We start from the raw sequence: 16,098 nt of genomic DNA on the forward strand, positions 1-16,098 counted from the left end.
TGCGACCGGTTCCGGTACGCGGATTCTCACATGCTATTCGCCCCTTGCGCAGGGCGCGGGTGTTCAGGGGTGAGGTCGTCGAGGAAAACTTCGACACTTGTTTGTTACGTCTGGTTACATTAACTTGGGGGCGTGACCGGACAAACTGTTGATCGTTCCCACACTGCCTCCGCCACCCGCTCGCGTCGGTTGTGGCGACCGGCGGTACGGGCCTTGCTGGACGGTGCGCTTCCGCTGATCGACAAGCGGATGGCCGAGTCGGTACGCCCGTTCGATCGACCGGCGATGATGCGCCCGCATCTTGCTTCGCGGAAATTTGCCTGGACGCACTACGGGATCTTCGTTCCCGAGTTGCCAGGGCCGTTTCGCTATCTCAACACCATGACGTTGATCGGTGCCACCGGGACGGTGGTCTTCGACAACGACTATCTCGCTGCACCCGACGCGCGAAATACCGCAACCGTGCTGAGTTCCACCGCTGCGCCTGGCCACCACTTCTATCGGGCGTACGACGCCGACGACGAGTGCGCTTTCGAAGAAGGCGGTTCGCGAATTGCCTTCGGTGACAACCTGATCATCGAGAACAACTACCCGAATTTCCGTGTCACCGGGCGCTACGACTCTTTCGATGTCGATCTGGAGGTAGTGGCAACAGATCAAGCGTCGTGGTTCGTGCGCAATCCGGTCTACGACCACGTCAGTCTTCTGGCGCAGTGTTCGGGGACGATCTCGAGTCCGGATGGACCGGTGAGCATTTCGGCTCCGTGCACCGTTGAATACGCGCGGTGCATGACGCCACAATCTTTGACTCGCCGCGCCCTTCCCGAGTCGTGGAAGCTCCCGGCCGACTTCTTCACCTATCAGATCGTTCAACTCGACGACCGGCATCAACTGTTGCTCACCGATGTTCGAGCGTCAGGGGTGACGGCGTGCAAGCTCGCCTACGTTCGAACTGTGGACGGTAGCGCAAGGGTTTTCGACGACGTCGTGTTCGACGTGCTCGAGTACGCCGACGCATTGCATGTCGACCCGCAGGGTCGCGAGATGCGTGTGCCGCGCGTACTGCGTTGGCAGGTACGCGATCACGGCAGGACGGTCGTGGAGTTCGAGGCCGAGATCGACTCGGAGTGGCGCTACGGTCACGGCAAGGGATACGTCGGCGCGTACACCTACCGGGGAAGCTTCGACGGTGCGTCGATCAACGGCACCGGTTACATCGAATGGGTGGACTGCGAAGTGTAAGGCCCCTAGTGTGTATCGGTGCCTTTCGTAGACCCCACCGCGCTGACGATTCGTCCGCAGAAGATCCTTGTCGCGGGGACCTCGGGCGCCGGAAAGACGACTCTCGCCGGTCGAATCGGGCGGCTTCTGGAGATCGAACACACTGAGCTGGACTCTCTCTTCCACGGGCCCGACTGGATTCCGCTCGAGAGTTTCGAAACCGAAGTACGACGCTTTTCCAGTGAGCCGGCCTGGGTGACCGAGTGGCAGTACGGTGCGGTGCGTCGGCTTCTGGCCGAGCGTGCGGACCTGATGCTGTGGTTGGATCTGCCTCGGCGGAAGGTGATGCGCCAGGTGATCACACGAACCGTACGTCGGCGTCTGCAGCGAGAGGTGTTGTGGAACCGCAACATGGAGCCGCCCCTGCACACCATTCTCTTCGATCCGGAACACGTGGTTCGGTGGGCCTGGCGAACCGACGGACACAACGCGGAGCGAATGGCCACTGTTCTTGTCGATGTGCCGTCGTTACCGATAGTTCGGCTGCGCAGTCGAGAAGAGATCGAGGCTGTGCTCGAAGTCCTCGGCCGTCTGCCCTCAGATCGTTTGAGCTAGGCGAAATCCCAGGTCGTCGATGGCAAACGTCGGGTGGCTCCGCCGCCTCACGGTAGCGCCGCAACCGCGCTCGCTTTCGGCCCAACTGCCGCCGCGAAAGATCCGGTACGTGCCGTAGACCTCGGGGTCGTAGAGATCCCAGCACCATTCCCAGACATTGCCGATCATGTCGTACAGACCCCAGTTGTTGGGTGCCTTCGTTCCGACGGGATGCGCCCTACCCTCTGAATTGTCGCTGTACCAGGCAATCTCGTCGATCTCGCCGTAGCGGTAGCCGGAGGTGCCGGCCTTGCACGCGTACTGCCACTCCGCCTCGGTGGCGAGTCGGTAGCCGGTTGCAGTCCGGTCCCACTGCGGAGAATCGGTGTCGACGTCTCGATATGCGGGCGTCAGACCGTCCTCGACGGACAGTGTGTTGCAGGTTGCGATGACGTCTTGCCAGGAAAGATCGACTGCGGGCTTGCTCGAATCGGCCGACGAATCTCCGTGAAGCAGTGCCAGGGTCGTGAGATGGCGCGCGAGGCGGAAGGATTCGACTCTCGAGGTCCACGCAGTACCCTTGCGGTCGTCCCGAAGATGCACCTCCCCGGCAGGGATCTCGATCATCAACTCCGCTGCTCCGGTCATACGTCCATCATCGCAGAACGGTAGTTGCTCACCCGGGGAGACGCTCGAACGCGGCCTGCGGATCAAGGCCGGTGCGCATTCGCCATGCGGTCAGTGCAAGTCCGAGACACACCACCTGTGCCGGATCGTCGAGAGAAACTCCCATCAGCTTTTCGATACGAGTCAATCGCGCATAGAGCGACTGGCGCCTGATCCCGAGCAGATCCGCGGTTCTCGCCTTGCCGCCCCGATGTGCGAGGTATGCATCGAGGGTTCGGACGAGATCTGCGGAATGTGCTGTGTCGTAAGCGATCAGCGAACCGAGTTGCTCCGTGACGAACGAGGACAGGGAAGCGGGTGTCGTACCGGCGGCGAGCAGTCGTTGGACTCCGACGTCTCTCGCGAGGATCACGCCGGTTCGGGTGCCGAAACGCCGTGCGATCTGAACGACCTCGCGAGCTTGCGCGACGGCGGCCCCGACGCCGGACAGATCCTCGACCGGTGTCGCGACTCCGAGCGTGCGTACCGCGGAACCGCCGGGTCCGCGGCGTAGCAGCTCGTCGGCTTCGGTGAATGCCGTCCGCACTCGAGCGGGGGATGCGGCCGACCAGCCATGGGCGAGCACGATGACGTGATTCGCCGCAGTCCCGACCACACAGGAGCCGAGCACGGCTCGCACAGCGTTGCGCACCGGGTCCGCGAGCTCTCGAACCGGCGTTTGTCGATCGACGTCGACAGCGGCGACGAGGACATGTTGGCCCTCCGACAACGGCTTCCACCCGGCCGCTGTCAGTCGCTCGGACAAGTCGCCGTGCGATGTGAGCACTCCGCCCACCACGTCTGTGATCACCGACTGTGCGAGTGACTGACTGGGGCCGACATCGCCGTGGCGACCGAGTTCCAGAGCCACAGCCACGGCGGCGCAGTTGGCGACGGCAGTTCGGCGTGTGGTTGCCCGGCCATTCAGGACCAGTCGACCGAGCGAGTTCGTCGGCCCGCGTACGTCGTGGATCGTCCGTTCGGTCTCGGACCGTTCTGCGTCGGTTGTGCTGCGCTCGACGGTTCTGCCATCAGCGTCGAGGAGATCGACACCGCACCCTGCGAGACGTGACACCTTGTTGAGCAGTGCAGTCATGCCTTGGCCCGCCACCACGATCCCCAGAAGTTCTTGCCAGACAGGCTCGCCGGCTCGTGCCGAACCGAGCGTGCGGCGGAGCATGAGGTCGTGAAAGTCTTCGACCATCCGCTCGAAGGGCACTACTGCGTGCAGTGCCAGGAACGCGAGCCCGCGCCGGCGCGAAGCCTCGACGAGCTCGGCAGGGGCGGTGAGGAACGAGCGGCCGACTTCCATCGCGAGGGCGACGCATCCCGCGTCCGCCAATTGGTCGATGTAGGCGGTGAGTTGCTCGGGGGATCGCCCGTGCAGGCCGAGACCCGTTGTCAGAAGGACCTCGCCTCCGGACAACAGCCCGCCCATCTCGTAGACCTCGGACGAATGGACCCAGCGGACCACCGCGGTGTCGACGTCGCCCGCGAGCACTTCGATTGCTGCGGCCTTGAACGAGGGCATCGCGAGAACTTGTCGCAGAGTGGGCAGCATTTCTATATCGTCCGCCGAGGGGGCAGTCCGTCATAGAGCTAGTTCTGCCGAACTGACAGGTTGTCCCTTGTCGGGGTATTACGACCGTGGTCGGATTGTGACACGAGCCACATTCAACGATTTTGGTCAGACTCCAGGAGCGCACATGAATCACCCGGCAGACACCGATGAGTATTTTCTCGGGCTAGCGATCGAACAGGCGAAGATCGGTTGGGAGGAGGGCGGCGTGCCGATCGGCGCGGCACTGATTCATCGCGGCGAGGTGCTTGCAGTGGGACGCAACCGTCGGGTCCAGATGAACAGCGCCATCCGTCACGGCGAGACCGACTGCATCGAGCGAGCCGGTCGGCTCCCGGCCTCGGTGTATCGCGAGTGCGTCCTCTACACGACTTTGTCGCCGTGCTTCATGTGCGCTGGAACTGCGCGACTGTACGAGATTCCTCGAATCGTGGTCGGCGAAAATCGTTCCTTCGAGGCATCGGAAGAATGGTTGCGTAGCAGCGGAATTCAGGTCGACGTCGTCGACGACGCGGAGTGTGTGGCATTGATGGACCGCATGCTGGCCGAGCGCCCGGGCCTGTGGCTCGAAGACATCGGCGAAGTTGTATGAGCAGCGCCGTCGAACCCGCCACGGTCGCAGGTGATTCGGAGAGTGCCGGCCCTCCGGTCGATCCGGACTATCCCGTAACTCCGGTTCCACTTCATGCACGAAAGCCCTTCTTCTCGCTCGCGGTGGTGTTGTTGGGGTTCACCATCTTCACTCCGACGATGTTGGCCGGAGCGGCGCTCGGTACCGCGTTCTCGTTCTGGAAACTGATGGTGGTGATCGCCGCCGGATCTGCCATCTTGGGGGTGTACGTCGCCATGATGGGGTTCGTCGGAGCCCGTACTGGACTGACAACAGTTGTGATGGCGCGCTACAGTTTCGGCACTCGCGGGTCCAAGCTCGCTTCGATCCTGCTCGGCGGTACCCAGATCGGCTGGTACGGAGTCATCATCGGCACGATCGGCGATCTCACCGCCCAGGCATTGGGCTGGGATTCCTATCTCGCCAGGGCGTCGGTGATGATCGCGGCGAGCATCTTGATGTGCATCACCGCCTGCTATGGCTACCGCGGAATGTATTGGGTCTCGCTCGTCTCGACGCCCTTGATCCTCGCGTTGGCCTGCTGGGTCGTATTCCGTTCCCTCGAAGAAGTCGGTGGATTCTCCGGCCTGGTCTCGGTTCAACCCGCGACGACCATGACGATCGCGCTCGCAATCACCACGGTGGTCGGCACGTTTGTATCGGCGGGAACGCAAGCGCCTAACTGGACCAGATTTGCCCGTTCCGGATCACAAGCGGTGTGGGCCTGCGTTATCGGGTTCCTCCTCGGAAACGGGTTGATGATCCTGTTCGGCGCCATCGGAGCTATCACGTTCCACGAGGGTGACTTCGTGCTGATTCTCTACAACCTCGGGCTTGTCGGCTGGGGCCTGGTCTTGCTGTTCGGGAATCTCTGGAAGAGCAACGCCGACACCGCATACGCCTTCGGGGTGGCCGGCGCCGAATTGTTCAGAAAGCCCCGTAAGACTCCGTTCGTCATCGGTGGATGTGTGATCGGCACGGCACTCGCTCTGACCGGTGTGCATAACCATCTCGTCGACTATCTGAGCCTGCTCGGAACATTCATCCCGCCGTTGGGCGGCGTGATCATCGCGGATTTCCTGTGCCGGTGGCGGCGCGGCATTCCCGAGGATTACATCCCGCGGCCGGTGCACTGGCGCAACCTCGCCGTTTATGCCGTCGCAGCGTTCCTCGCTTGGCTTTCCGGTGAGTTCGAGGTGGGAATCCCGCCGCTGATCGGGATCGTGGCAGCCATTGCTCTGACGATGTTCCTGCACAGGGTTTTTGGTAACACATCGGCAAACCGGGAGGTCTCGACCTCCACCGTCTGAATTACGCTTCTGACACAAGCGAGCCCCCGGCGGTATCCACCGCGCCGGGGGCTCGCGTAGTTAATGAGAAGGGCTGCTGACTCCGTCCCAACAATCATCGCAACACAGGCAGGTAGGGTGCCTCGATACCCTGCTCTTCGAATGCAGTCAGTGCCGAGCGCGCAAACGCGCGCTGGACCGCCCATTGGCGGCCAGGCTTGACCTGCGCCGTCACTCGGATGGTAATCGCCTCGGCAGTAACCGAATTGACTCCCAGCATCTCAGGCTTGTCGATCATGTCCGCCCTGATCGGTTCGGACTCCGCCGCCTCGAGGACAGCTCGCGTCGCCACCTCGCACGCTTTGTGCACGTTCGCGTTGTGGGCGATCGGGAGATCGAGAACGGCAGTGGCGTAACCCTGACTCATGTTGCCGACTCGCAGGATTTCACCGTTGCGGCAGTACCACAAGGTGCCGTTGACATCTCGAATCGTGGTGACACGCAGGCCCACTGTTTCGACGGTGCCGACCGCGTCGCCGAGATCGACGACGTCGCCGACGCCGTACTGATCCTCGAGCAGCATGAAGATGCCGGAGAGGAAGTCACGCACCAGATTTTGTGCACCGAAACCGATGGCAAGGCCGATGACACCGGCTGATGCGATGAACGGCGCGACGTTGATCCCGAGAATGCCGAGGATCTGCAGCACACACCAGACGAGGATGACGATGGATACCGTCGATTTGAGTACCGAACCGATGGTCCGCGCCCGCTGCGATCTGCGCTCGTTCACCTTGGCGTTCGGAGACTTGCGAGGCTTCGACATTCGGTCGATCCCGCGGTGCAGTGCGAAGCGCAGCACTACTGCGAGCGCCACGTAGATTGCGATCTCGACAGGTCGGTGAATCAGCCAGTCTCGGTTGGTGTCGGTCAGTTCCCATGCTTGTATTTCGGAAATCATCCCCATGCAGTCTACGGATTCGGGCCGATCCGGGCATCGGTGCAGGGCAACACCTCTTTGATGCCAGGGATACGCGGTTGACTTGGTTGGGTTCTATTGGTGTGGGTGCCAACCGGTGGGCGGTGCCGGTGGAGGGCTCTGCGAAGCTTGCACTGATCCGTATTGTTGAGCCGCGGCGGATCGCGGTGCGGCAGCGGCACGCATGCGAGCCGAAAGTGCCACAGCAAGTGCTGCTATCGCAGTCACCAACGCGATGACGGCGATGACAAGAACGGGAATGTTGACTGGGGCTTCCACTACCACCGGGGTTGGTTGGAAGACTTCTTGGGCCAGTAGATCCGTGAATACCGACAGTCTCGGTGTCATGTGTTCCCTCCGTGAGTAATTGTTGTTCCACCTGGCCATGTTTCGGTCAATTCGCGGGCGCGGCAAGAGTCCATTCGGATGACAAGTCGGTTGTGCGTGTCAGCTCGGACTAGGCTTACGACATGGCTGCGTTCACTGGCATACCCGTTGCTGCACTCGATTTCTACGAAGACCTAGAGGCCGACAACAGCAAGACCTGGTGGGCAGCGCACAAAGAGACGTACGACGAGGTGGTTCGTCGTCCGATGGCGTCGTTGACCGCGGCGTTGGAGGACGAATTCGGCTCAGCCAAGCTCTTTCGGCCGTATCGTGACGTTCGATTCTCGAAGGACAAGATTCCGTACAAGACGCATCAGGGCGCGTTCGTCGGTCTCGCCGAGAGCTGTGGCTACTACGTGCAGGTCGACGCGGCAGGGTTGATGGTGGCCGGCGGGTTCTACGCCAGCAGTTCGGAGACTATCGCGCGATATCGAGCGGCTGTCGACGACGACGTTCGGGGACCGGAACTCGAGAAGATCCTGGCCTCCGTCGAAAAGGCCGGATTCACGATCGGCGGCGACAAGCTCAAGACGGCGCCTCGCGGGTACACGGTGGACCACCCGCGAATCGAGTTGCTGCGTCACAAGTCGCTGACCGCTGGTCGTACTTACCCAAGTCCGCCGTGGCTGGACAGCGCCAGGACATTGAAGGAAGTTCGCACGGCGTGGCGCGCACTGACGCCTTTGGTCGAGTGGTCCGGGCAGGTGCTCGGACCGAACTGACTGTCCGACAAAAAGTGTGACGGAGCCGTAGGAGAGTTCACCTCGAGTTCATCGAAACTCGAGACGCCTGGGGCTACCGTGGTGTGTGTAACCCAAAGTTTCGGCACCGCTTCGAGTCGCAACGCCGCAGTTCGAAGCCATTTTCTCTCGATCGACATCGTGAACAACCCGTGTCAGTGGAGACCATCATGGCTATGTTTCTTGCTCTCGTCCTGATCATCTCGGTTCTCGGAATCGTCGGCACCTACCTCGCGTTCAGCGCGGTCTACTTCGTCGAGATGCGCAAGCTCGACAAGTAGGGCGGCTCGATTTGGCCTGATTCGACTATTTCTGGGCCGATCGCGACGACCCTCTCTGCGTACGCTGTTAGGGCATCCTTATCCGCTCCCAACAGTGGATGAATCATTTCTTCTGGAGGTTCGACACGCATGCCCGCTCAATCCACGCTCTTGCTTCCCGAGGGTTACTCCGACAACCGCCTCGTCTCGGATCTCACTCGTCGGCAATTCGGCTTCGGCGCCGGAATCGCCGGACTGGGCGCGTTCCTGGCGGCGTGCGGTGACAGCGGAAGCAGTTCGGGCGAAACCGAAATGCGTTCCGTGACGACACCTCTCGGAACATACGACATTCCTGTCAATCCGAAGAGAGTTGTCGCGATCGACTCTCGGCTCGACCTCGAACCTGCTGTAGCTCTGGAACTTCCGCTCGTCGGCTACACGTACGCCCAGGCGACGCCGTGGGTGCCTATCGATTCGTCGGTACCGTTCCTGTCGGAGATCCCCAACCGCGAGCAGATCTTGGCGCTCGAGCCCGACCTGATCGTGTGCCTGAACTACGAGAGCGAGTGGTGGCCGGTGGCCGAGATGTCCACCATCGCACCGGTTCTGACGACAGAGTTCACCGACGACTGGCGCACCAACCTCTCGCGGCTGTCGGGCTGGCTCGGTCGAACGGCCACACTCGATCGATTGACGCTCGACTACGACAATCTGATTTCCGACATCCGCAGTCGTCATGCCGAGAAGATTGCGTCCAAGACCGTCGCCAGTGTCTCGTTCATGCCCGACACGAACACGCTGTACGTCACGAGCATCCGTACCTCTGAGAAGGGCGACAAGCCCAGCGACATGACGCTCGGCGACATCGGTGGCAAAACTGCCACCTCGGAGGGGCTTGATCCCGAGGGCGGGGTCAGCCTCGAGGGCCTCGACGTGCTGGCCGGCGTCGACGGCTTCATGATCACCGAAAACGAGGACAGTGCGGCGTACCAGGCATTGGTGGCGAGCAAGCTGTGGCAGCGACTCCCGGCAGTGCAGGCGGGCAACGTCACCAGTCTGGGTGGCTCCACGTTCTACGGTTCGATCTACACGATTTCCTACGTGGCGCAGGGCTGGGATGCCCTCTACAACAAAATCGGCTGAAGCCCCTGCCGACTGGAGCGATGAGTTTCGGTAGCGCGGGCGGTCTAATCAGGTAGGCGTTGACCAGACCTGAGGAGATCGACGTGAAAACAGAGCAATCCCCAGAGGTAGTGCAATCCCGCGACGGTACGACCATCGCGTACGAACGCTCCGGTGCCGGACCAGCAGTAGTCCTGGTCGCCGGAGCGTTCTGCGATCGAGGATGGTTCGATTCTCTCGCTGCGGAGTTGGCGGCGGACTTCACGGTGTATTCGTACGACAGGCGCGGGCGCGGGGACAGCAGTGACAGCCACGCGTTCTCGATCGACGACGAGGTGGAGGATTTGCGAGCAGTCGTCGCGGCTACCGGTGAAACACCGCTGGTCTACGGATTGTCGTCGGGTGCGGCGCTGGCGTTGGAAGCCGCTGCGCAGGCCGTTCCGATGCGTAAGCTCGCCGTCTACGAGGCGCCGTACATGGACGACCAGCAGGACGAAACCGTCCAAAGTGATCTGGAGCGGTTGATTGCGGCCGGCGACAGGGAGGGTGCTGTGACCCGTTTTCTGGACCTGACCGGCGCGTCTCCGGAGATGGTCGACGAGATCAAGCGGAGTGCCGATTGGCCCGACATGTGCGCCATCGCGCACACCTTGCCCTATGACGTCGCTGTGTGTGACCACGGCTGCGAGTCGCTCGACTGGCTGGCCTCGATTACCGTCCCCACGTTGGTTATGTACGGCGGTGACAGTGGTCGATGGGCGCCTGCTTCGGCAATGCGAATCGCCGCAAAAGTCTCGGGAACAAATACTTTGGAGATCCCCGGCCAGGGTCACGGCGTCGCTGATGGCGCCATTCTTCCGGCTTTGCGCGAGTTCTTTTCCGGTTAGTCGTTTGGCGGCAACAAGAAATCATCGTCAACTCGGGGTTGACGTTTTCGAGTGCGTCAACCTAAGGTTGACGCATGAGCAAACCAGTGGAAATGACCAACAAGGTCCGGCTCGACGACCTCATCGAGGCGATCAAAAAGGTGCACACCGACGCGCTCGACCAACTGTCCGACGCCGTGATCGCCGCTGATCGTCTCGGTGAAGTTGCAGACCATCTGATCGGCCACTTCGTCGACCAGGCGCGCAGGTCGGGAGCGTCGTGGACGGAGATCGGCGCGAGCATGGGTGTCTCGAAGCAGGCTGCGCAGAAGCGGTTTGTTCCCAAGGCGCCGAGTGATCAGAAGCCGATGGATCCGAACGAAGGGTTCAACCGGTTCACCCCGCGGGCGAAGAACGTCGTCATGGCCTCGCAGAACGAAGCCCGCGCTGCCGGCAACGCAGAGATCCAGCCTGAGCACCTGCTCCTGGGGCTTGTCGAGGAGCCTGCCGGGTTGGCTGCGAAGGCGATAGTCGCGCAGGGGGTGGAGCTTGGCTCCGTTCGGGACGCGGTGGCCTGTGTACTACCGGCTCCGACTTCCGAACTACCAGAACTCATTCCGTACGACGCTCGTGCGCGCAAGGTTCTGGAACTGACGTTCCGTGAGGCTCTTCGCTTGGGCCACAACTACATCGGCACCGAGCACATCCTGCTCGCACTACTCGAACTCGAAGACGGATCAGGTGTTCTGGCTGACCTCGGAATCTCGAAATCGGTTGCGGAGTCGAACATCGTGGGAGCTTTGGCCGTCATTCAGGATCAGTGATTCATGTGTGAGCCTGATGCAGAAGAGGGCCGCACCCTTGCGGGTACGGCCCTCTTCTTGTGTCACTGATTAGACAGCGCGCACATTGGTGGCCTGAGGACCCTTCTGGCCCTGGCCAACCTCGAACTCCACACGCTGGTTCTCGTCGAGCGACTTGTAGCCGTTGCCCGAGATTTCAGAGTAATGAACGAACACGTCCGGTGTTCCGTCGTCGGGAGCGATGAAACCAAAGCCCTTTTCGCCGTTGAACCACTTCACGATGCCCTGTGCCATACCGATACTCCCTACAAACTCGATCCGGGCCCTCACATCGAAGTCCCGATCTCGATGTGTCTATCCTCCCATGCCGCGCAAGTCGAACGGTGGGCGACGTGCAGAAGCGAGTTTGTCAGGGGCTGACAAGGCGGAGGGATACCGATCTTCAACACTTGTCTGATCAATCCGTCGAAGGCCTGGACTCGTGCCTCGTATGCCAGCCTGCGGGGATAGACCAGCGAGAAAGCTGCCCAGCGGGGTTCTCGCGCTCGGATCGTTCGAAGTCGACAACGTAGGGACCCCATGGGAGCTGAGGGTGGGCTAACCTCTCATTCGCTGTGCCCTCGGCGCGCGCAGCAGACGCCGAGAAGGAGAGTGCGCACATGTACGGAACGATTCGCGAATCACCCACGACTGCTGACCTTGTGGATCAGCTCAACCGCCGCGGGTTCTTCGGTGTAGGCGCAGCGGCAGCGGCGGCCATCCTTGCGGGTTGCTCGACGTCGTCAGATTCCGCTGACGCCGGCGAGCAACGCCAGGTGATCAACGCGCTCGGGACCACGACGATCTCGGGAAAGCCGGAAAGGATCGTTGTCGCCAGCGACTTCACGGATCTCGAATTTCTCCTGTCCCTCGGCGTGCACCCCGTCGCCTACGGCAATACTGGAGCGTGGGACCGCGGTGCTCTGCCGTGGCAGAGCACCGCGGGAATAGCTGATCTCGAAAGCTTCGACACCACAGGCGAAATCAACCCGGAAATCATCGCGCGCTACTCGCCGGACCTCATCATCGGAATGAAGACCTATCTCGAACCGGCGGCTGAGAAGCTCAGTCAGATCGCGCCGGTCGTGGCGTTGGACTGGACCACGTCGTGGCGGGACGGCGTCGCCACGGTCGGGCAGGCCGCTTTTGTCGACGAGGCTGCTACGGCGGCGATCGCCCGGACCGACGCTCTCATCGCCGATACCGCTGCTTCGCTGAACGGTTTGGGTGGCAAGGCGATCATGATCGGCTCGATGTACGGCGACCAGTTGTACGTGCAAGGTGATGCCAGTGCGCCCGGGGTTCTGCTGCGCGAACTCGGACTCAACTATCGCGGATACAACGCCGAGCAGATGGCTGCGCTGTCGATTGAGCAGGCCGAAGTACTCGCGCCCGCAGACATTCTGCTCAGCCTCGCTTCTGATCCGGAGGCGACGGCGAGGTTGGAGAACTTCGCAGTCTTCCAGAACCTCCCCGCCGTGAAGGCGCGAGCCTACGCGCCTGTCGAACTTCTGCTCTCGAATGCCTTCGTCGACAATTTCGGTCCACTGAGCGCGCCCTACGCTTTGCCTCAACTCGCGGAGGTCTTGACCGGACTCGCGGCCGGCCAGGGAAAACAGCTCGCCTGAGCCACTTCCGGGCGTACGGACGCCGCGTCGGCCTAGCATCGAGACATGGTGGACATAGATCTGACGGGCCGCGCCGCAGTAGTCGGCGGATCACAACCGCTGCGAGCGATACTCGAAACACCCACTACCCCCGGCCCGTGGCCGGGGGTAGTGATGATTCACGAGGCCTTCGGGCTCGAAGAGGTGATGCAAAGGCAAGCCAAGCGACTGGCCGCAGCGGGGTTCTTGACGCTTGCTGTCGACCTGTACAGCGCGGGTGGGGCGAAGCGGTGCCTCGTGCCCACCATGACGTCGATGCTTCGAGGGCACGGCAAGGCGTTCACCGACATCGAAGTCGCTCGCAGTTGGCTGGTGGAATCCCCGGACTGCACCGGAAAGATCGGTGTCATCGGATTCTGTATGGGTGGTGGCTTCGCGATGGTCAGCGCCGGAGATTTCGACGCCGCCTCGGTCAACTACGGCCAGCTTCCACGCAAACTCGATGAGGCCGTCGTGGATTCGTGCCCGATCGTCGGGAGCTTCGGAGGCAAGGACTTCTCGCTCCGCGGCGCCGCAACGAAACTGGAGACGGCGCTCAGCAATGCCGGTATCGAGAACGACGTCAAGGAGTACCCCACAGCCGGTCACGCGTTCCTCAACGACGCGGAGGCCGGACCCAAGGTCCTTCGTCCGCTGGAGCGAATCCTCGGAATCGGTCCCGATCCTGTTGCAGCGCAGGATGCCTGGAAACGCATCGACTCGTTCTTCGAGCGTCACCTGGCATGATCAGCGACTGGTTCTCTCACCGCCGTTGACTGCCAATACCTGACCGGTGATCTGCCTGGCACCCGGTGAGGCCAAGAAATGGACGGCTGACGCGATGTCGTCCGGGGTTCCGGCGCGCTTGGTGCTGGTGGATTCGATCAGCATCGCGCGACGCTCGTCCGTCAGAAAGTCTCGGAAGAACTCCGTGTCGGCGATGTAGCCGGGGGAGACGATGTTCGCCGTGATGCCTTCGGGGCCCAGTTCGGCGGCCAGATCGATATTCCATGTCGCAACTGCGGCTTTGGCGGCGCCGTACGCTCCAGCGCCCTTGTCGGCGGCAATCGATCCGATGGTGATGACGGCACCGCCACTGGGGATTCGATCTCGAACTGCTGCTGTGGTCAACACTGCCGAGATCAGATTGGAGTCCAGATTGGCATGCCACGCGGCGGCCACGGATTCCAGATCTGACGGTGCTTCGCGGTCGAAGTCCGTGTTGCCACCGGCGCAGTGAACGACGACGTCGATGGTTCCGGGAAGCGAATCCTGCAGTTGTTTCAGGTCTTTCGGGTCGGAGTTGTCACACGTCACGGCGTGAACATCGGCCCCCAACGCCTGTGCGGTCTTTTCGAGTGTTTCTGTGCGTCGGCCGGTGACAAAGACTGTGTCTCCGTCTCGGGCGAACGCGCCCGCTACTGCGCGCCCGATCCCTGTTCCGCCGCCGGTTACCAGAACTGTGCGTGTCATGCCTACCTCCGTGAGCTACGTTTAGACCTATACGAAGAACGTATCATTTAGAGCTAAACGAGGTGTGCAGTGGTGGGCGACTACAACCCGGACGACGCGGTGGACGCGGTTGCGTTGGCCTGGCTTCGCGAAAGGCCGGGCACGCCCGTAGAAGGTATCGGCATCGTGACCAGGCTGTGGATGTGCGCCAAGTTGCTGGGGGAAGATCGCCGACGGGTACTGGCCTCGGCCGGTGCGGACACGGCGACACTGGATCTACTCAGTGTCCTGCGGCGATCCGGCGAGCCGTATCAGTTGACGACTCGCCAGATCACCGAGCAGACCGGAGTCACGGCCGGTGCGATCTCGCAGCGACTCGCGCGCGCGGAGAACGCGGGTCTGGTGGAGAGATCTCCCGCCGCGGAGGGGTCACGAATTGTGCTCGTGACACTCACTGCCGCCGGCCACGAGTTGGTGGAGCAATTGGTGGACCGAGTTCTCGGCCGTGAAGCCGAACTGACGTCGATTCTTTCCGAGCAGCAGCAGGCCGAACTCACCGACCTGTTGCGTGTCTTTCTCGACGGTCTACGAGGCGAACTCGGAGACCCCGGCGTTGCACACGTCGGGGCTTGATCAGGACAGGCGCTCGAAGACCGCAGCCAAGCCCTGCCCGCCGCCGATGCACATCGTCTCGAGGCCGTAACGCGCTTCGCGACGGTCCATCTCGCGCAACAGGGTGGCCAGGATTCGTCCACCCGTGGCACCGACCGGATGTCCGAGGGAGATGCCGGAGCCGTTGGGGTTGATGCGTGGGTCGTCGGCCTCGAGATTCCAACTCTGCAGGACTGCAAGTGTTTGTGCCGCAAAGGCTTCGTTGAGTTCGATGACGTCCATGTCCGCCAGGGACAGCCCGAGGCGGCCGAGTGCCTTCTCCGACGCCGGTACGGGGCCGATGCCCATGGTGCGCGGCGGAACGCCCGCAACGCTCCAACTCGCGAGGCGTGCGAGCGGTCGCAGTCCGAGGGTACGAGCTCTGTCGGCGGTGGTGACGATCGCCAGTGCTGCGCCGTCGTTCTGCCCGCTGGCATTACCTGCCGTGACAGTGGAGTCGGGGTCGATCTTTCCGCGCATGGGTCGAAGGCGCGCAAGCGATTCCATCGAGGTGTCGGCGCGCGGATGCTCGTCGGTGTCGACGAGGAGGGCCTCACCCTTGCGCTGCGGAACGGATACCGGAACGATTTCCTCGGCGAAGACGCCGTTCTTCTGTGCTGCGACGGCACGCTGATGCGACTGCACCGCGAGTGCGTCCTGATATTCGCGGCTGATCGAGAACTCGGCGCGCAGGTTCTCTGCCGTTTCGATCATTCCGCCGGGGACCGGGAAGTCGCGTCCACCGGCTGTGATGCGGGCGCGGGCCAGGCGATCGTTGAGTGCAACACCCTCACCCTTGACGCCCCAACGCATTCCGGTCGCGTAGAACTCGGCCTGGCTCATCGACTCGGCACCGCCGGCGAGGACCAGATCACTGCCACCGGACTGAACCTGCATGACAGCCTGGATGATTGCCTGCAACCCCGACCCGCACCGGCGATCGACCTGCATGCCGGGAACGTCCACACCCAGACCGGCGTTCAGCGCCGCGATGCGTCCGATCGCAGGGGCCTCGCCGTTCGGTGAAGCCTGGCCGAGGATGACGTCGTCGATCTCCGCGCCGGAAATGCCGGTACGCGTGACGAGTTCGGTGATCAGCGTCGAGGCGAGATCTTCCGGGGCAACGTCGCGGAATACGCCGCCGAAGCGGCCGACAGGGGTGCGGAGCGGTTCACAGATGACAACGTCAGGCAT

18 protein-coding genes are annotated in these 16,098 nt (G+C 62.2%); 11 read left to right on the forward strand and 7 right to left on the reverse strand.

All coding sequences use genetic code 11. The annotated features are described in order from the left end of the window. The first annotated feature begins 132 nt into the window (after positions 1 to 132). Both ACFWAD_RS06465 and ACFWAD_RS06470 read left to right on the forward strand, forming a co-directional pair. Positions 133 to 1,242, forward strand: coding sequence for a DUF6670 family protein (locus ACFWAD_RS06465; protein ID WP_378542262.1), 1,110 nt, complete (start codon positions 133 to 135; stop codon positions 1,240 to 1,242). 18 nt (positions 1,243 to 1,260) lie between these two features. After that, complete coding sequence (locus tag ACFWAD_RS06470) at positions 1,261 to 1,836, forward strand: AAA family ATPase (protein ID WP_378542264.1); 576 nt, start codon at positions 1,261 to 1,263, stop codon at positions 1,834 to 1,836. Here the strand turns inward: ACFWAD_RS06470 and ACFWAD_RS06475 are convergent. Both ACFWAD_RS06475 and ACFWAD_RS06480 read right to left on the reverse strand, forming a co-directional pair. After that, positions 1,819 to 2,463: a formylglycine-generating enzyme family protein gene (locus ACFWAD_RS06475; protein WP_378542266.1), complete on the reverse strand. Its 645-nt coding sequence runs from the start codon at positions 2,461 to 2,463 to the stop codon at positions 1,819 to 1,821. The genes ACFWAD_RS06470 and ACFWAD_RS06475 overlap by 18 nt on opposite strands. Before the next feature lie 28 nt (positions 2,464 to 2,491). Beyond that, complete coding sequence (locus tag ACFWAD_RS06480; protein ID WP_378542268.1) at positions 2,492 to 4,042, reverse strand: PucR family transcriptional regulator; 1,551 nt, start codon at positions 4,040 to 4,042, stop codon at positions 2,492 to 2,494. A gap of 145 nt (positions 4,043 to 4,187) precedes the next feature. Between ACFWAD_RS06480 and ACFWAD_RS06485 the strand changes: the two genes are divergently transcribed. Both ACFWAD_RS06485 and codB read left to right on the forward strand, forming a co-directional pair. Next, entirely contained in the window at positions 4,188 to 4,652 is a 465-nt protein-coding gene (locus ACFWAD_RS06485) for a nucleoside deaminase (RefSeq protein WP_378542270.1), read from the forward strand. After that, positions 4,649 to 5,980 (forward strand): cytosine permease, encoded by a 1,332-nt coding sequence (codB, locus tag ACFWAD_RS06490; protein WP_378542272.1) that lies wholly within the window; start codon positions 4,649 to 4,651, stop codon positions 5,978 to 5,980. The genes ACFWAD_RS06485 and codB overlap by 4 nt, the downstream gene beginning before the upstream one ends. A gap of 94 nt (positions 5,981 to 6,074) precedes the next feature. Here codB and ACFWAD_RS06495 read toward each other — a convergent pair whose 3' ends face one another. Both ACFWAD_RS06495 and ACFWAD_RS06500 read right to left on the reverse strand, forming a co-directional pair. Further along, positions 6,075 to 6,920, reverse strand: a complete 846-nt coding sequence (locus ACFWAD_RS06495) for a mechanosensitive ion channel family protein (RefSeq protein WP_003939801.1) — start codon at positions 6,918 to 6,920, stop codon at positions 6,075 to 6,077. 93 nt (positions 6,921 to 7,013) lie between these two features. Continuing rightward, positions 7,014 to 7,286, reverse strand: coding sequence for a hypothetical protein (locus tag ACFWAD_RS06500; protein WP_378531201.1), 273 nt, complete (start codon positions 7,284 to 7,286; stop codon positions 7,014 to 7,016). A 122-nt stretch (positions 7,287 to 7,408) separates the two neighbouring features. Here ACFWAD_RS06500 and ACFWAD_RS06505 point away from each other — a divergent pair, with 122 nt between their 5' ends. The 4 genes from ACFWAD_RS06505 (at position 7,409) to ACFWAD_RS06520 (ending at position 11,137) form a co-directional block, all read left to right on the forward strand. Beyond that, positions 7,409 to 8,047, forward strand: a complete 639-nt coding sequence (locus ACFWAD_RS06505; protein ID WP_378542274.1) for a DUF2461 domain-containing protein — start codon at positions 7,409 to 7,411, stop codon at positions 8,045 to 8,047. Positions 8,048 to 8,475: 428 nt separating this feature from the next. Further along, a complete protein-coding gene (locus ACFWAD_RS06510; protein WP_378531205.1) occupies positions 8,476 to 9,468 on the forward strand; it encodes an ABC transporter substrate-binding protein in 993 nt (330 codons plus the stop codon). Positions 9,469 to 9,551: 83 nt separating this feature from the next. Beyond that, positions 9,552 to 10,334 carry an alpha/beta fold hydrolase gene (locus ACFWAD_RS06515; protein WP_378531208.1) on the forward strand — a complete coding sequence of 261 codons (783 nt, stop codon included), beginning with the start codon at positions 9,552 to 9,554 and terminating at the stop codon, positions 10,332 to 10,334. A gap of 74 nt (positions 10,335 to 10,408) precedes the next feature. Then, a complete protein-coding gene (locus tag ACFWAD_RS06520) occupies positions 10,409 to 11,137 on the forward strand; it encodes a Clp protease N-terminal domain-containing protein (protein ID WP_378542276.1) in 729 nt (242 codons plus the stop codon). A gap of 69 nt (positions 11,138 to 11,206) precedes the next feature. Here the strand turns inward: ACFWAD_RS06520 and ACFWAD_RS06525 are convergent, their stop codons facing one another. Beyond that, entirely contained in the window at positions 11,207 to 11,410 is a 204-nt protein-coding gene (locus tag ACFWAD_RS06525; protein WP_003939930.1) for a cold-shock protein, read from the reverse strand. A gap of 320 nt (positions 11,411 to 11,730) precedes the next feature. Between ACFWAD_RS06525 and ACFWAD_RS06530 the strand changes: the two genes are divergently transcribed. Then, the gene (locus tag ACFWAD_RS06530) at positions 11,731 to 12,783 is read left to right on the forward strand and encodes an ABC transporter substrate-binding protein (protein WP_378542278.1); all 1,053 of its coding nucleotides are present in this window, start codon (positions 11,731 to 11,733) and stop codon (positions 12,781 to 12,783) included. Between the two features lie 45 nt (positions 12,784 to 12,828). Beyond that, on the forward strand, positions 12,829 to 13,548 hold the full coding sequence (locus ACFWAD_RS06535; protein ID WP_378542280.1) for a dienelactone hydrolase family protein: 720 nt from the start codon (positions 12,829 to 12,831) through the stop codon (positions 13,546 to 13,548). Here ACFWAD_RS06535 and ACFWAD_RS06540 read toward each other — a convergent pair whose 3' ends face one another. Further along, entirely contained in the window at positions 13,549 to 14,274 is a 726-nt protein-coding gene (locus ACFWAD_RS06540) for an SDR family NAD(P)-dependent oxidoreductase (protein WP_378542282.1), read from the reverse strand. A 72-nt stretch (positions 14,275 to 14,346) separates the two neighbouring features. Here ACFWAD_RS06540 and ACFWAD_RS06545 point away from each other — a divergent pair, with 72 nt between their 5' ends. Next, complete coding sequence (locus ACFWAD_RS06545; protein ID WP_378446947.1) at positions 14,347 to 14,886, forward strand: MarR family winged helix-turn-helix transcriptional regulator; 540 nt, start codon at positions 14,347 to 14,349, stop codon at positions 14,884 to 14,886. Here ACFWAD_RS06545 and ACFWAD_RS06550 read toward each other — a convergent pair whose 3' ends face one another. After that, a complete protein-coding gene (locus ACFWAD_RS06550; RefSeq protein WP_378542284.1) occupies positions 14,887 to 16,098 on the reverse strand; it encodes an acetyl-CoA C-acetyltransferase in 1,212 nt (403 codons plus the stop codon).

The organism is Rhodococcus sp. NPDC059969, assembly GCF_042738325.1.
Classification (GTDB): Bacteria; Actinomycetota; Actinomycetes; order Mycobacteriales; family Mycobacteriaceae; genus Rhodococcus_F.

Coding starts and splice junctions, on each gene's coding strand:
- codB (WP_378542272.1), top strand. CDS start 4,649: ATGAGCAGCGCCGTCGAACCCGCCACGGTCGCAGGTGATTCGGAGAGT.
- ACFWAD_RS06480 (WP_378542268.1), bottom strand. CDS start 4,042: ATGCTGCCCACTCTGCGACAAGTTCTCGCGATGCCCTCGTTCAAGGCC.
- ACFWAD_RS06525 (WP_003939930.1), bottom strand. CDS start 11,410: ATGGCACAGGGCATCGTGAAGTGGTTCAACGGCGAAAAGGGCTTTGGT.
- ACFWAD_RS06550 (WP_378542284.1), bottom strand. CDS start 16,098: ATGCCTGACGTTGTCATCTGTGAACCGCTCCGCACCCCTGTCGGCCGC.
- ACFWAD_RS06535 (WP_378542280.1), top strand. CDS start 12,829: ATGGTGGACATAGATCTGACGGGCCGCGCCGCAGTAGTCGGCGGATCA.
- ACFWAD_RS06475 (WP_378542266.1), bottom strand. CDS start 2,463: ATGACCGGAGCAGCGGAGTTGATGATCGAGATCCCTGCCGGGGAGGTG.
- ACFWAD_RS06485 (WP_378542270.1), top strand. CDS start 4,188: ATGAATCACCCGGCAGACACCGATGAGTATTTTCTCGGGCTAGCGATC.
- ACFWAD_RS06520 (WP_378542276.1), top strand. CDS start 10,409: ATGAGCAAACCAGTGGAAATGACCAACAAGGTCCGGCTCGACGACCTC.
- ACFWAD_RS06540 (WP_378542282.1), bottom strand. CDS start 14,274: ATGACACGCACAGTTCTGGTAACCGGCGGCGGAACAGGGATCGGGCGC.
- ACFWAD_RS06505 (WP_378542274.1), top strand. CDS start 7,409: ATGGCTGCGTTCACTGGCATACCCGTTGCTGCACTCGATTTCTACGAA.
- ACFWAD_RS06510 (WP_378531205.1), top strand. CDS start 8,476: ATGCCCGCTCAATCCACGCTCTTGCTTCCCGAGGGTTACTCCGACAAC.
- ACFWAD_RS06495 (WP_003939801.1), bottom strand. CDS start 6,920: ATGATTTCCGAAATACAAGCATGGGAACTGACCGACACCAACCGAGAC.
- ACFWAD_RS06500 (WP_378531201.1), bottom strand. CDS start 7,286: ATGACACCGAGACTGTCGGTATTCACGGATCTACTGGCCCAAGAAGTC.